Origin of the sequence: Sporosarcina sp. FSL K6-3457, from assembly GCF_038007285.1 — a bacterium.
Lineage (GTDB): Bacteria > Bacillota > Bacilli > Bacillales_A > Planococcaceae > Sporosarcina.
In genome coordinates, this window is the sequence record NZ_JBBOWX010000001.1 from 3,555,352 (window position 1) to 3,568,733 (window position 13,382).

The window sequence follows — 13,382 nt, forward strand, 5'->3', positions numbered from 1 at the left end:
CAAGTCGAAAAGTATATTTTACTCATATAAAAACCCCATTTCGCTACTACACGAAATGGGGTTGTCACAACATATTTAATTACACCTGAACAGGTTTCTTCCACAGCCCCAAAATCAATGCCGTGACCAAACTTCCCACTACGATGGCAAGAAGGTATAAGAATGGATTCCCTTCGATAATCCACGTCACAAATATTCCACCATGTGGAGCTGGCAAGCCAATTTTAAACATTGCCGTCAATCCACCGGCAACAGCCGAGCCGATAATCGCTGCCGGCAGCACACGCATTGGGTCTGCGGCTGCAAACGGAATGGCCCCTTCTGTTATAAAGGTTGCTCCCATAATATAGTTCGTTTTTCCAGCATCTTTTTCTGCCTTCGTAAACTTATTTTTGAAGATAGTTGTGGCAAGTGCTATCCCAAGTGGCGGCACCATTCCACCCGCCATAATGGCGGCGTGTGGCGCAAAGTTACCGGCGTCAATCATGGCAATCCCAAATGTAAAGGCTGCTTTATTGATCGGTCCACCCATATCAACTGCCATCATGCCCGCTAGAATAACACCCATCAATACTAAGTTCCCTGTTCCTAGACCATTCAACCAATTAGAAAGTCCTGCGTTAAGTGCTGTAACAGGGTCCATCACTACATACAACATAATAATCCCTGTGAAGAATATCCCAAATAACGGATACAGTAATACTGGCTTGATGCCCTCCAATGAAGACGGAAGCCCCGAAAAGGCTTTTTTCAGCAATAAAACGATATAGCCGGCCAAGAATCCAGCGATTAAACCACCAAGGAAACCTGCGCCACCTGTTGCAGCCATCAATCCAGCGACCATCCCAGGCGCAAACCCAGGACGATCCGCAATACTCATCGCGATAAAACCAGCAAGCACAGGAATCATTAATCCAAATGCATTGCCGCCACCGATTGTCATCAATGCCGCTGCAAATTCATTATAAGATGGATCATCCGGATTTGCTGAAAGAATCCCAAACATAAACGAAATCGCGATTAAGATCCCGCCACCGACAACGAACGGTAGCATATTTGAAACACCATTCATTAAATGCTTATAAAAGTATGATTTCTTCGCTGTTCCTTCTTCACTTGCCCCACCGGTCTTACTACCGTCACCTCGAAAAATAGGCGCATCTTGATTGACTGCTTTTTCAATCAGTTCCTGTGGTCGACGAATCCCAGCAGCAACAGGCACTTGAATCACATGCTTACCAATAAAACGATTGGTATCCACCTTTGTATCTGCCGCTATAATGACAGCCGTCGCATTTTTAATATCTTCCTTCGTTAATGCATTTTTCACACCACCAGAACCGTTCGTTTCCACTTTAATCGCAATGCCCATTTCTCCAGCTTTAGCTTTCAACGCATCTGCCGCCATATACGTATGCGCAATCCCAGTAGGACAAGCCGTCACAGCGACAACACTTTGACCGCCTGTCGGAATCGCTTCTACTGCTTGCTCTTCATCCTCTTGATCATGCTGGTTAATAATCGCTAAAATTTCATCCTCCGAATTGGCCGCAAGCAGTAGTCTTCGAACCTCTTCATTCATTAACAGACCCGATAGACGTGCCAGCGCCGCTAAATGCGTGTCATTGGCACCGTCCGGAGCAGCTATCATGAAGAACAAATGGGCTGGACTGTTGTCTAATGACTGAAAATCAATACCATTTTCTGACTTACCAAACGCAATCGCAGGTGCTTTTACAGCTGTTGTTTTGGCATGCGGAATCGCAATGCCCTCTCCAATACCTGTCGTACTCTGTGCTTCTCTCGCAAAAATAGCTTTCTTAAAATCTACCGGATTAGTAAGCTTCCCTGCTTTGTCTAATTGGTTGATCAGTTCTTCAATGGCCCCTTTTTTATCGGCACCCTTCATGGACAAAACAATCGTTTCTCGCGTTAATAAATCAGTGATTTTCATTAGTATTCGCTCCTTTCAATAATCGTTACTTTTGGATATAACTGTTCGATTCTTTCTTTCGTTGCCAAGCCAACTGAAAACGCCGTTGCACTCCCTGTTGCCACACCGTACTTGAATGCCGCCTCAACATCGTTCGTTTGCAAATACTTTGCCAAAAATCCTGCTACCAATGAATCACCTGCCCCTACTGAACTTTGTAATTCACCAACAGGCACCGATGAAATCAACGCAAGCTCCGCATTGACAAACACAGCGCCTTTTCCAGCTAATGACACAATGACATTTTGTGCGCCCTGCTCTACCAACTGCCTTGCATAAGGAATCGCTGCCGCCGGTTCCGTAATCTCAACATCAAACAATCCACCCAACTCATGATGGTTCGGCTTAATGAGAAAAGGACGATAAGCAATGGCTTTTTGCAATAAATCACCTTCTGCATCCACTACAAACTGCACACCATTTTCTACACATATTTTAATTAAATCCTCATACGTTGTTTCCGGTAAAGCCGCCGGCACACTACCTGATAAAATTAACGTGCTGCCTTCTGGAAGATACTTAATCTTCACTTGAAGCTGCTCATACTCCGATTTCGTAATCATCGGTCCTTGCCCATTAATCTCTGTTTCAACATCCGTCGTTAACTTCACATTAATACGTGTATCTTCTTGTACATGCACAAAATCTGTTAAAATTTGCTCTGTTTCTAAATAGCGCTCCAAATAAGCACCTGTAAAACCGCCGATAAACCCTAATGGTCTGCTGTCCACTCCTAATCGCTTCAGCACACGTGACACGTTAATGCCTTTGCCACCCGGAAATTTGGCATCCTGCTCAATCCGATTTAACGCACCCAGTTGCAAGCGTTCAAGTGTGATTAAGTAATCAATCGAAGGATTTAATGTCAATGTATAAATCATATCATCACAACCTTTACTGTTGTTTTATCTTTATATAAATCAATGATGTCTTCATCTAACTCGTCTGTGATAATCGTAATCTTTTTCAAGTCTGTAATTTTGGCAAATGAAATCTCACCAAACTTCGTGTGATCTGCTAGCACAAACGTTTCTCGCGACATTGACAGCGCTTTCTTTTTTACTAAAGCTTCCTCAGGATCAGGCGTCGTAAATCCATGAACCGTATGAATACCGTTTGCTCCTAAAAAACATTTGTCAAAGTGATATTGTTCTAAACTACCTAATGCACTACCGCCCGCAAGTGCACGGGTCCCGGGCTTCGCATAACCGCCAGTCACATAGACACGTATACCCTTATCCAATAATCGTTCAACATGCATCAAACCGTTTGTCACCACAACAAGGTCTTTTTCTGGCAGATAATCAATCATTTCTGTAATCGTTGAACCAGCATCCAAATAAATGCAATCGCCTTCCTCAACTAAACTAGCTGCATACATCGCAATCTTTTGTTTCTCGCTCAAATTTCGATTCGCTTTTTCCGGCATACTCGGTTCAATCGTCATACCATGCAATTTAGCTGCTCCACCATGCACGCGCTTTAAAAATCGTTCTTCCTCCAGCACCGTTAAATCTCTTCGAATCGTTGACTCAGAAGCCTGCGTCGCATCCACCAAATCTTGAATTTTAACAACACCTTGTTCTTTCACCATCTGCAATATTAACTGATGTCTTTCCGAGGTTAACAAGAAAAATCGCCTCCACGGTTATCTGTATATTTCAATTATAACCGAATTACGAATAAAAGCAATCACAAACATTCAAAACCGGTCAAATACTTCTCGATTAATGATTACTTGTGACGGAATTTGATTTTTATTAGATGAAATAGGTAACAAGAGTCAGCATTACATTAAGTTATTGGCGTTCACCAGCTGTTTATTGGCGAACAAAATCCACTTATTGGCGGTTAGAGCTAGGTTATTGGCGCTTAACAGAAACTTATTGGCGAATTAGGACTTTATCATCATTCATATCTCACTCAAGCTGTCCGATTTCATGAAAAAAAGCCATCCTGGTTCACTACCAGAATGACTTGTTCGTATGGTGTCAAACATTTAGTATTACTTCTTCCTTAAATCGCCCAACAGCCTTCTCGACATCTACTCCATGACCGATTTCATTCAACGTGTCGCCAATCAATTCAATTGCCTGCTCCAACATCGCTTCCGTCGTATTGCCCATATGCCCAATACGGAATGCTTTCCCTGCTAAATGAGCGAGCGCACCTGCGACGATGACGCCTTTTTTGGCCAGTGCTGAACGGAATGCTGCGTCGTCCACACCATCTGGATATAAAATACAGCTTAACGTTGAAGCTGCAACGGTTTCATCGGCTAATGCCGTCATGCCGTATTCGCCTAAAGCTGCACGCACCGCTTTACCAAATGCAGTATGACGCGTAATTCTTGCTGACATACCTTCCTCCAAAACGAGTCGCATACCTTCATTGTAAGCATAAATCAAGTTCACAGGAGGTGTGGCAAAGTATTTAGATGGATCATTCATAATCGGAATCCAATTGTAAATATCGCAATAATAAGCAGGGACACGCTCAATTTGCTTCCGCGCAGCCAGTGCCGTTTGGTTAAAGGCCACAATCGCCAGGCCCGGTGGTACGCCGATTGCTTTTTGGGAGCCCGTCAAAATAATGTCAATCTTATAGTCTGGATGACCGTAAGTTTTACTCATATTCTCTTCCATCGCAGCCGTTGCACAGACACCATCTAAAATGACGAGTGCTCCATGCTTTTTCATAATCGGTATGAGTGCATCTAAATCTGCTGCAACGCCTGTCGATGTATCCGCATGTGTAATCGTCACTGCTTTATAATGACCTTCTGCCAATTTTGCTTCTACGTCTGCGAGATCAACCTGTTTGCCCCATTCCGTCTGCAAGACGTCTACTTCAATGCCAAAAGCCTGCCCCAATGTAATAAAACGATCGCCGAAATAGCCTTGGCTAATGACCAATATTTTTTCACCGGCAACGACGGTATTGACGAGCGCCATTTCCATCGCGATCGTTCCTGAGCCAGCAACGACAAACACTTCCCCATCTGTTTGCAGCATTGTTCTCGTCTGCTCAATGGCATTTTTATAAATGGCGACAAAGCGTGGATCGGTATGCCCTCTTGTTTCACTGGCCATCGCATTATAAATTGAATCGACAACTGGTGTCGGACCTGGTATTAACAACATTTCTTCATTACGCATAAATAATTCCCCCTTACTTTTTTAGAATACTTGTGGAGTCATTAGCTAGCGAGCATAATCAGACTTATGACGGTCATAATCTTGTCCATGGCGGTCATAACACCATACATGGCGAGCATAACACCTCCCGTGCCGGTCACAATACATGATTACTAGACTACTTCCATAGACATCACGAAAACCCTTTATTCACAATAAAAACGGCCCACTCCTCAGTAAAGGAATAGAGCCGTTCCATGTCATTCTTCATTCAAACCCATGCACCGCTCACATTCATAGAGAGGAGATTCCACCTTCTCTACAATTTCACAACCGCATTCCCGACAAATCTTTTTCGGCTTGTCACTTCTGTTCGTGTTCGTTTGCATACTGATCTCCTCCATTGTCATGTTATGTTGTCATACCCAGGCAAGGTCAAAAATTCTTCAAAATCGTTTTGCAAGGTCAATGCTGAAAACAGTTCAGCCGCCTGTTCGTATTTCCCTGTATGGAAATTGCCTTCACCGACTTTCTGCTTAATCACTTCTAGTTCTTCCTTCAATATATCCAACACCAATTGTTCTGTAATGTCGCGGCCATCCTCCAATTTCCCTTGTGCATGGCGAATCCATTGCCACACTTGTGACCTTGAAATTTCCGCGGTCGCAGCATCTTCCATTAAATTATTAATGGGCGCTGCACCGTTTCCTCTAAACCAAGAAGCCATATACTGAACGCCGACACTGCAATTCATCCGCAATCCTTGTTCTGTAATTGTTCCAAGTGGCACTTCTACTAAATCTTCCGCAGTCACTTGGACATCCTGCCTTTTGCGATCAATCTGATTCGGCGTCGGCATATGTTCGTTAAATTGCTCCAACGCGACGGCAACAAGTCCCGGATGTGCTACCCATGTACCATCATGTCCGTCTGTTGCTTCCCGCCGCTTATCTTCACTGACTTTTGCAAAAGCCTCGTCATTTGCTTGCGGATCATTTTTAATCGGAATTTGCGCCGCCATTCCCCCAATGGCTGGTGCATTCCGTTTATGGCAAGTTTGCACACAAAGCAATGTGTACGCCCGCATGAACGGGGACGTCATCGTCACTTGCCCACGATCCGGTAAAATAACATCCGGACGATTGCGTAGTCGTTTGATGAAGCTGAAAATATAATCCCAACGTCCACAATTCAATCCTGCTGAATGATCCCGGAGCTCATACAAAATTTCATCCATCTCAAACGCCGCCATAATCGTTTCAATTAATACCGTTGCGCGGATTGTACCTTGCGGAATGCCGAGTTGCTGCTGTGCAAAAACAAAGATATCATTCCACAATCTCGCTTCCAGATGGCTCTCTAGCTTCGGTAAATAAAAGTAAGGGCCCGAGCCTTTTGCTACTAATTCCTTTGCATTATGGAACATGTATAGTCCAAAATCGAAGAAACTCCCTGCCATCGACTCCCCATTGACAACAACATTTTTCTCCAATAAATGCAAGCCTCGCGGTCGAATCATCAACACTGCGATATCGTCGTTCAGCTTATACGTCTTGCCATTAGACTGCTGTTCAAACTCAATCGTCCCGCGAACAGCATCCTTCATATTGAGTTGACCTTCCAGCATGTTTGCCCATGTTGGAGACGTCGCATCTTCAAAGCAAGCCATGAACGTTTTTGCACCAGAATTCAATGCATTGATGACCATTTTTCGATCAACGGGTCCCGTAATTTCTACCCGTCTATCTTGAAGATCATGGGGAAGCGGTGCAATCGTCCAATCCCCTTCCCGAATCGACTTCGTTTCAGGCAAGAAATCCAGTTTGACCCCCCGATCAATATCTTGCTGTCGCTGTTGTCGCTTCGCAAGCAAGTCTTTCCTTCTTCCGTCAAACGTGTCATGAAGAGATTGCAGAAACGCCAATGCTTGCGGCGTTAAAATTTCTTCACTCTCAGCCGTTAACTCCCCTAAAACTTTGATTGAATGTGATGTTGCTTGCCCCGTAGACAGATTGATCACCCTCCCCGATTTTCTTTTTAATTAACTATATTGGTTGAACTCTTGAGTTTATCTACTTTCCAGCGAAGGCGCCTACCGGGGTCGTGAGAGGCATCCCCAAGCGCCGAGCGATGTTGAGAAGACTTTTTATTACAACTTACAGAAATCAAACAAACTGCGCGACTTCCGTTGAACCTTGCATCGCTGTCGTCGAAGATGTACCACCAGAAATGATTTGTGATACTTCATCAAAGTACCCTGTACCTACTTCGCGTTGGTGTCTAGTCGCTGTGTAGCCCTTGTCTTCATTCGCAAATTCAGCTTGTTGCAATTTCGAATAAGCTGTCATGCCATTGTCTTTATAATCATGTGCCAGGTTGAACATGCTGTGATTCAACGAGTGGAAGCCTGCAAGTGTCACAAACTGGAATTTGTAACCCATTTTACCGAGCTCTACTTGATATTTAGCAATCGTTTCTTGATCCAAATTCGCTTCCCAGTTAAAAGAAGGTGAACAATTGTAAGCTAGTTTTTTGCCTGGGAATTTCGCATGAATCGCATCCGCAAATTGCTTTGCTTCTTCTAATGAAGGATGGGACGTTTCACACCAGACAAGATCTGCATATGGCGCATAAGCCAATCCACGCGCAATCGCTTGGTCGATCCCAGGTTTTGTACGATAAAATCCTTCAGGTGTACGTTCTCCTGTTAGGAAATCTTTGTCTACTGGGTCAATATCGCTTGTCACCATATCCGCTGCATCAGCATCAGTCCGTGAGATTAGCACAGTCGGCACACCTAGTACATCAGCCGCCAGTCTTGCAGCCACTAAGTTACGAATGGCATTTTGTGTCGGCAGCAATACTTTACCGCCCAAGTGGCCACATTTTTTTTCAGATGCCAGTTGGTCTTCCAAGTGAACGCCTGCTGCGCCCGCTTCAATCATGCCCTTCATTAATTCGAATACATTTAGAGGTCCACCAAAGCCCGCTTCGGCATCTGCTACAATCGGTGCAAACCAGTCAAACCCGTCATCGCGTCCTTCTGCATGATCGATTTGGTCTGCCCGTTGAAGGGCTTGGTTAATACGTTTAACAACTGAAGGCACGCTGTTTGCTGGATATAAACTTTGGTCTGGATACATTTGACCTGACAGATTCGCATCTGCAGCCACTTGCCAACCACTTAGATAGATTGCTTGTAGACCAGCCTTTACTTGTTGCACAGCCTGATTTCCTGTCAAAGCTCCTAGTGCATTGATAAAATCTTCCTCATGAAGGGACTTCCATAAACGATCCGCCCCTTTTGTTGCTAGCGTATGATCGATTAGAATGGACCCACGAAGTTTCACAACATCCTCCGCAGAATAAGGACGCTCAATCCCTTTCCAACGGCTATCCTCCGCCCAGCTTTTCTCCAATTGTGCAATCTGTTGTTGTCTAGTCATATTTTCCCCCACACCTTCCCATTTTTTTAACGTTCAGCTGTTTCGAAAAATTAATGCTTTCGTACTGTTTCATAACAGCTAAAGTTGTTATACAGTAATATATAACAGAAAATTAAAACTGTCTGTACATTTAGACAAAACAGTGTTTTCGAAGGATGAAATGGTTTATATGATAGATGACTAACAGAATCGAAGGGGGAAGAGGATATGACAATAGAGAAAACAGCAATTTCGAAAGAGGTTTTACTGCAATACGTTCTACTAATGGAAGATTGGATACCAAAGGATGCGGCCATTGCCATCGCAATTGGCGAGCACTATGTTTACTACGCTGCTGGATTGCACGACATCCAATTAAAAGAAGGGCAAGTGGTGAGACCCGGGAGTATTGCGGATCGAGTCATTATGGAACGCCGAAAAGTCGATACCATTATGGATAATTCAATGTTTGGTGTGCCCTATTACGGCATCGGCTACCCCATCGAGTTGCGTGGCGAGCGAGGTGCATTGATTGTCATCTTACCTCCCAACTATCATGTGCTAAAACATGAACCATTTCGCTTCCTCACTGGAAAACATCAGGATGATTGGAGTCTACTGCCGATTGAACAGATTAGTTATATAGAAAGCTTGCAAAAGAAAACGTGGTTTTATGCTGAAAATGAGCGCTTTAATACAAGTCATACATTGAAGGATTTACACTTACGGCTACCCAACACTTTTTTGCGCGTCCATCGCTCCTATATCGTCAACATTCCCTATATTCAGCGCATCACGAGAGATTTCTCTTCGAATCTTATCCTTGTACTAAAGGACGGCACCGAATTACCCGTTAGCCAGACTTATGCCAATGAAGTGAGGAAAGCGCTAGGGTTTTGATTGGGAGAATAGGATTGTTTTGCGCGCGGGAGACACGATATTACACGCGGGAGACACCACTTTGCGCGCGGGGGACACCACTTTGCGCGCGAGAGACACGGCATTACGCGCGGGAGACACGTCATTGCGCGCGGGAGACACGTCATTGCGCGCGGGAGACACTACTTTGCGCGTGGGAGACACTACTTTACGCGCGGGAGACGCTTCTTTGCGCGCGGGTGACGCTTCGTTGCGCGTGGGAGACGCTTCTTTGCGCGCGGGAGACACTTCGGTGCGCACGGGGGACGCTTCTTTGCGCGCGGGAGACACTTCGGTGCGCGCGGGGGACACTTCGGTGCGCGCGGGGGACACTTCGGTGCGCGCGGGGGACACTTCGGTGCGCGCGGGGGACACTTCGGTGCGCGGGAGACACTTCTTTGCGCGCGGGAGACACTTCTTTGCGCGCGGGAGACGCTTCTTTGCGCGTCAAGCTCCAGGTATTGCGTGCAGAAGAAAATTCATTTCCAGCACTAAAAAACAAGCCGCTAGGAGGTTGATTCTCCAACGGCTTGTTGTCAATGCATCATTTTTTAATCAATTCTAACTCAACTGGAATAGAAGCCTCTACTGTCTCACCTTTAAGTGATTGAACAGCTGCCTCTATCGCTTTTTTACCAATCAATTCAGGTTTTTGAGCAACAGTACCCGCCAGCTTACCCTCTTGAACAGAATTCACTGCATCATCTGTTGCATCGAATCCAACGACTTTAATATCTTTACCAGACGCTTCAACAGCTTCAAGCGCACCTAGTGCCATCTCATCATTGTGAGCGAAAATGCCTGCAATATCAGGGTTTGCTTGTAGAATATTTTCCATAACTGTCAAGCCTTCTGCACGATTGAAGTTAGCTGTTTGCTTAGCAACAACATCCAGCTGACCATCCGCAATTTCATTAAAGCCAGCTCCACGGTCACGCGCTGCTGAAGAACCTGCGATTCCTTCTAGCTCAGCTACTTTTGCACCTTCACCAAGCAAGGAAACCATATACTCTCCTGCCAATACGCCGCCCGCTTTGTTATCAGAGGCAATGTGAGAAACAACTTCTCCACCTTCAGAACTGCGGTCAACCGTAATAACTGGAATTCCTGCATCATTCGCTGTTTGAACAGTCGCTACAACTGCTTCAGAATCCGTCGGGTTGATCAAAATCAAATCGACACCTTGTTGAATTAAGTCTTCCACATCACTCGCTTGTTTAGCAGCATCGTCTTGTGCATCAATTACTGTTAACTTTGCTCCCATTTCCTCTGCTTGTTCTTTCGCACCGTCACTCAATGTTACGAAGAACGGGTTGTTCAATGTGGAAATCGAGAAACCGATTGTAAAGTCTCCCTCTCCACCTGTTGACCCTGACTCTTTTTTAGCACCCGGTGCCTCTGTCGAACATGCCGCCAAGACAAGCATGATTGCCATGAGAAACGCTACGTGAATTTTCTTCATCTTCCCCATCTCCTTAAGCTGTTTTTTTGCGATCCAATAGAACCGCTACTAATATAACTGCACCCTTCACCACTTGCTGGAAAAAGGAGGATACACCAATCAAATTCAAACCATTATTCAAGACACCAATAATAAGCGCACCAATTAACGTTCCTACAATCCAACCGCGGCCACCCGTCAAACTTGTCCCACCGAGCACAACCGCAGCAATTGCATCAAGTTCAAACATATTACCCGCCGTAGGTTGAGCAGAATTGAGCCGTGAAGTCAAAATCAACGCAGCAAGTGCAGCTAATGCCCCCGTCAATGAGTACACATAAATCTTAATGCGATCTACGCTAATTCCTGACAGACGGGACGCTTCCTCGTTGCCCCCAACTGCGTAAACACGGCGACCAAACGTCGTCTTTTTCAAAATGAAATACAAAACACCAAACGTAATGGCCATCGTGATGACAGGTACTGGAATACCGAAAAAGTACCCTTTTCCTAACAGTTGGAACGCTTGTGAATCACCAAGTCCTGAAATCGGTCTACCTTCTGTATAAACCAAAGTTAATCCACGATAAATCGTCATTGTCGCAAGCGTGGCAATGAATGGAGCCACTTTTCCTTTGGCGATAATGACACCGTTGATGGCACCAAGAACTGCACCAAGCAATAGTCCGAGGAACATTGCTAAAATTGGGTCCATGCCACCAGCCATCAACCCAGCTGTTACCGCACCTGTTAACGCTAATATAGATCCGACTGATAAATCAATCCCTCCCGTTAAGATAACAAACGTCATCCCAAAGGCAATCAACGCGTTAATGGACACCTGCCTTAAAACATTGAGTAAGTTGTTTAATGTTAAGAAATTCGGACTCATAATGGAAATGATTACGACAATTAGTAGCAATCCAATAAGCGGTCCTATCTTTTGAAGTACTGATTGTGAATTAGATTTGAGCAACTTTGTCGCCTCCCGTAGCATAATGCATAATTCGTTCTTGCGTCATTTCCTCTTGCTGTAATTCTGCCATGACAGTTCCTTCATGCATCACAAGCACACGGTCAGCCATCCCGATAATTTCAGGCAGCTCCGATGAAATCATCAAAATTGCGACACCTCTTTCAGCAAGCTCATTAATAATGGAGTAAATCTCTTTTTTGGCTCCAACATCAACACCACGTGTCGGCTCATCCAATATCAAGACATCTGGCTCAATACCAAGCCACTTCGCAATGACGACCTTTTGTTGATTCCCACCACTTAGTGATTTCGCCAATTGGCTAGGACCTGAAGTTCGGATACCCAAACGCTCAACCATGCTGTCATATAATACTTGTTCTTCCTGTCCTTTAATGATGCCGTTGCTTGCGATTTTATTAAAATTCGTTAAGCTTAGATTGTCTTTTACGGAGAACTCAACAATCAGTCCCTCCGATTTTCGGTCTTCCGTGACATAGCCAAAGCCCAACTTCTTCGCTTGCAGAGGGTTCGTAATGTTAACTGGCTTGCCATCGAGTAAAATAGTACCTTTATGCAATTTTCGATAACCAAAAAGCGCCTGTGCAACCTCAGTTCTTCCTGCTCCCATCAAACCTGCAATACCGAGAACCTCACCTTTACGCAATTCAAAGGAGACATCCTCGAAATGTCCGTTGCGTGTCAATCCATTGGCAGTCAATTTAACCTCTCCAACTTCAGCATGACGTTCCGGGAAACGTTCCCCGAGCTCTCGCCCAACCATCATCTGTACAATTTCATCGAAGGATGTTTCTTTAATCTCTTTTACACCGACATAATTCCCATCTCGTAAAATAGTAATCCGATCACACATCGCAAAAATCTCTTCCATTCGATGCGAAATATAGACGAAGGAAACGCCCGTTGCCTGTAGTGCTCGAATCGTCTCAAACAGTGTCTCAATTTCTCGATCTGTTAATGCAGCTGTTGGCTCATCCATAATAATGACTTCTGCATTCGAGGACATCGCCTTCGCAATTTCAATAATCTGCTGTTTTCCGACTGAAAGCTCGCGCGCAATTGAATTCACATCGACATCCAATCCCAGTTCAGCTAAAATCTTTTTTGCATCCCGGTTCATCTGACGCGTCTTTAAAATCCCACTTTTACCATAGGTTTTTTCATTGCCAAGAAACAGGTTTTCTGTCACCGTCAAATCCGGTAAAATATTCAGCTCCTGATGAATAACAGCAATTCCCGCGCGCTCTGCTTCTTTCGGATTTTTAAAATCAACCAGCTTGCCCTTCACCTTCACTTCACCTGTATCACGTGCATAAATACCGGTCAATATTTTCATCATCGTCGATTTCCCTGCACCATTTTCACCCATAAGTGCGTGGATTTCACCTTTTTTCACTGTAAATTCAACGTTATTCAGTACTTTGTTGCCATCAAAAGCCTTTGAAATTCCGGTCATTTCAATCATGCTTGTTCA

The 13,382-nt window shown here is 44.7% G+C and carries 12 protein-coding genes; 1 reads left to right on the forward strand and 11 read right to left on the reverse strand.

Annotation, left to right across the window (positions count from 1 at the left end):
- Nucleotides 1-79 precede the first annotated feature (79 nt).
- The 7 genes from N1I80_RS17410 to aceA all read right to left on the reverse strand — a co-directional run bounded on the left by N1I80_RS17410 (nucleotide 80) and on the right by aceA (nucleotide 8,576).
- The gene (locus tag N1I80_RS17410; RefSeq protein WP_340739102.1) at nucleotides 80-1,954 is read right to left on the reverse strand and encodes a PTS fructose transporter subunit IIABC; all 1,875 of its coding nucleotides are present in this window, start codon (nucleotides 1,952-1,954) and stop codon (nucleotides 80-82) included.
- Nucleotides 1,954-2,874, reverse strand: a complete 921-nt coding sequence (gene pfkB, locus N1I80_RS17415) for a 1-phosphofructokinase (RefSeq protein ID WP_340739103.1) — start codon at nucleotides 2,872-2,874, stop codon at nucleotides 1,954-1,956. The genes N1I80_RS17410 and pfkB overlap by 1 nt, the downstream gene beginning before the upstream one ends.
- Nucleotides 2,871-3,623 carry a DeoR/GlpR family DNA-binding transcription regulator gene (locus N1I80_RS17420; RefSeq protein WP_340739104.1) on the reverse strand — a complete coding sequence of 251 codons (753 nt, stop codon included), beginning with the start codon at nucleotides 3,621-3,623 and terminating at the stop codon, nucleotides 2,871-2,873. The genes pfkB and N1I80_RS17420 overlap by 4 nt, the downstream gene beginning before the upstream one ends.
- A gap of 361 nt (nucleotides 3,624-3,984) precedes the next feature.
- Nucleotides 3,985-5,151: a pyridoxal-phosphate-dependent aminotransferase family protein gene (locus N1I80_RS17425; RefSeq protein ID WP_340739105.1), complete on the reverse strand. Its 1,167-nt coding sequence runs from the start codon at nucleotides 5,149-5,151 to the stop codon at nucleotides 3,985-3,987.
- Nucleotides 5,152-5,390: 239 nt separating this feature from the next.
- Complete coding sequence (locus N1I80_RS17430; protein WP_340739106.1) at nucleotides 5,391-5,519, reverse strand: YhfH family protein; 129 nt, start codon at nucleotides 5,517-5,519, stop codon at nucleotides 5,391-5,393.
- A gap of 17 nt (nucleotides 5,520-5,536) precedes the next feature.
- The gene (gene aceB / locus N1I80_RS17435; RefSeq protein WP_340740084.1) at nucleotides 5,537-7,141 is read right to left on the reverse strand and encodes a malate synthase A; all 1,605 of its coding nucleotides are present in this window, start codon (nucleotides 7,139-7,141) and stop codon (nucleotides 5,537-5,539) included.
- Between the two features lie 154 nt (nucleotides 7,142-7,295).
- Nucleotides 7,296-8,576 carry an isocitrate lyase gene (gene aceA, locus N1I80_RS17440; RefSeq protein WP_340739107.1) on the reverse strand — a complete coding sequence of 427 codons (1,281 nt, stop codon included), beginning with the start codon at nucleotides 8,574-8,576 and terminating at the stop codon, nucleotides 7,296-7,298.
- Nucleotides 8,577-8,783: 207 nt separating this feature from the next.
- Here aceA and N1I80_RS17445 point away from each other — a divergent pair, with 207 nt between their 5' ends.
- Complete coding sequence (locus tag N1I80_RS17445) at nucleotides 8,784-9,455, forward strand: LytTR family DNA-binding domain-containing protein (RefSeq protein WP_340739108.1); 672 nt, start codon at nucleotides 8,784-8,786, stop codon at nucleotides 9,453-9,455.
- Here the strand turns inward: N1I80_RS17445 and N1I80_RS17450 are convergent.
- The 4 genes from N1I80_RS17450 to N1I80_RS17465 form a co-directional block, all read right to left on the reverse strand.
- A complete protein-coding gene (locus tag N1I80_RS17450; protein WP_340739109.1) occupies nucleotides 9,444-9,734 on the reverse strand; it encodes a hypothetical protein in 291 nt (96 codons plus the stop codon). The two genes, N1I80_RS17445 and N1I80_RS17450, sit on opposite strands and share 12 nt — an antisense overlap.
- Nucleotides 9,735-10,017: 283 nt before the next feature.
- A complete protein-coding gene (rbsB, locus tag N1I80_RS17455; RefSeq protein WP_340739110.1) occupies nucleotides 10,018-10,935 on the reverse strand; it encodes a ribose ABC transporter substrate-binding protein RbsB in 918 nt (305 codons plus the stop codon).
- 13 nt (nucleotides 10,936-10,948) lie between these two features.
- Complete coding sequence (gene rbsC, locus N1I80_RS17460; protein WP_340739111.1) at nucleotides 10,949-11,890, reverse strand: ribose ABC transporter permease; 942 nt, start codon at nucleotides 11,888-11,890, stop codon at nucleotides 10,949-10,951.
- Nucleotides 11,877-13,373: a sugar ABC transporter ATP-binding protein gene (locus N1I80_RS17465; protein WP_340739112.1), complete on the reverse strand. Its 1,497-nt coding sequence runs from the start codon at nucleotides 13,371-13,373 to the stop codon at nucleotides 11,877-11,879. Before N1I80_RS17465 ends, rbsC begins: the two co-directional genes overlap by 14 nt.
- Between the last annotated feature and the right edge of the window lie 9 nt (nucleotides 13,374-13,382).

Excerpts from the sequence above, each read along its gene's own strand:
- N1I80_RS17410 (WP_340739102.1), bottom strand. The coding sequence starts at position 1,954 with ATGAAAATCACTGATTTATTAACGCGAGAAACGATTGTTTTGTCCATG.
- pfkB (WP_340739103.1), bottom strand. The coding sequence starts at position 2,874 with ATGATTTATACATTGACATTAAATCCTTCGATTGATTACTTAATCACA.
- N1I80_RS17425 (WP_340739105.1), bottom strand. The coding sequence starts at position 5,151 with ATGCGTAATGAAGAAATGTTGTTAATACCAGGTCCGACACCAGTTGTC.
- N1I80_RS17430 (WP_340739106.1), bottom strand. The coding sequence starts at position 5,519 with ATGCAAACGAACACGAACAGAAGTGACAAGCCGAAAAAGATTTGTCGG.
- aceA (WP_340739107.1), bottom strand. The coding sequence starts at position 8,576 with ATGACTAGACAACAACAGATTGCACAATTGGAGAAAAGCTGGGCGGAG.
- N1I80_RS17445 (WP_340739108.1), top strand. The coding sequence starts at position 8,784 with ATGACAATAGAGAAAACAGCAATTTCGAAAGAGGTTTTACTGCAATAC.
- rbsB (WP_340739110.1), bottom strand. The coding sequence starts at position 10,935 with ATGAAGAAAATTCACGTAGCGTTTCTCATGGCAATCATGCTTGTCTTG.
- N1I80_RS17465 (WP_340739112.1), bottom strand. The coding sequence starts at position 13,373 with ATGATTGAAATGACCGGAATTTCAAAGGCTTTTGATGGCAACAAAGTA.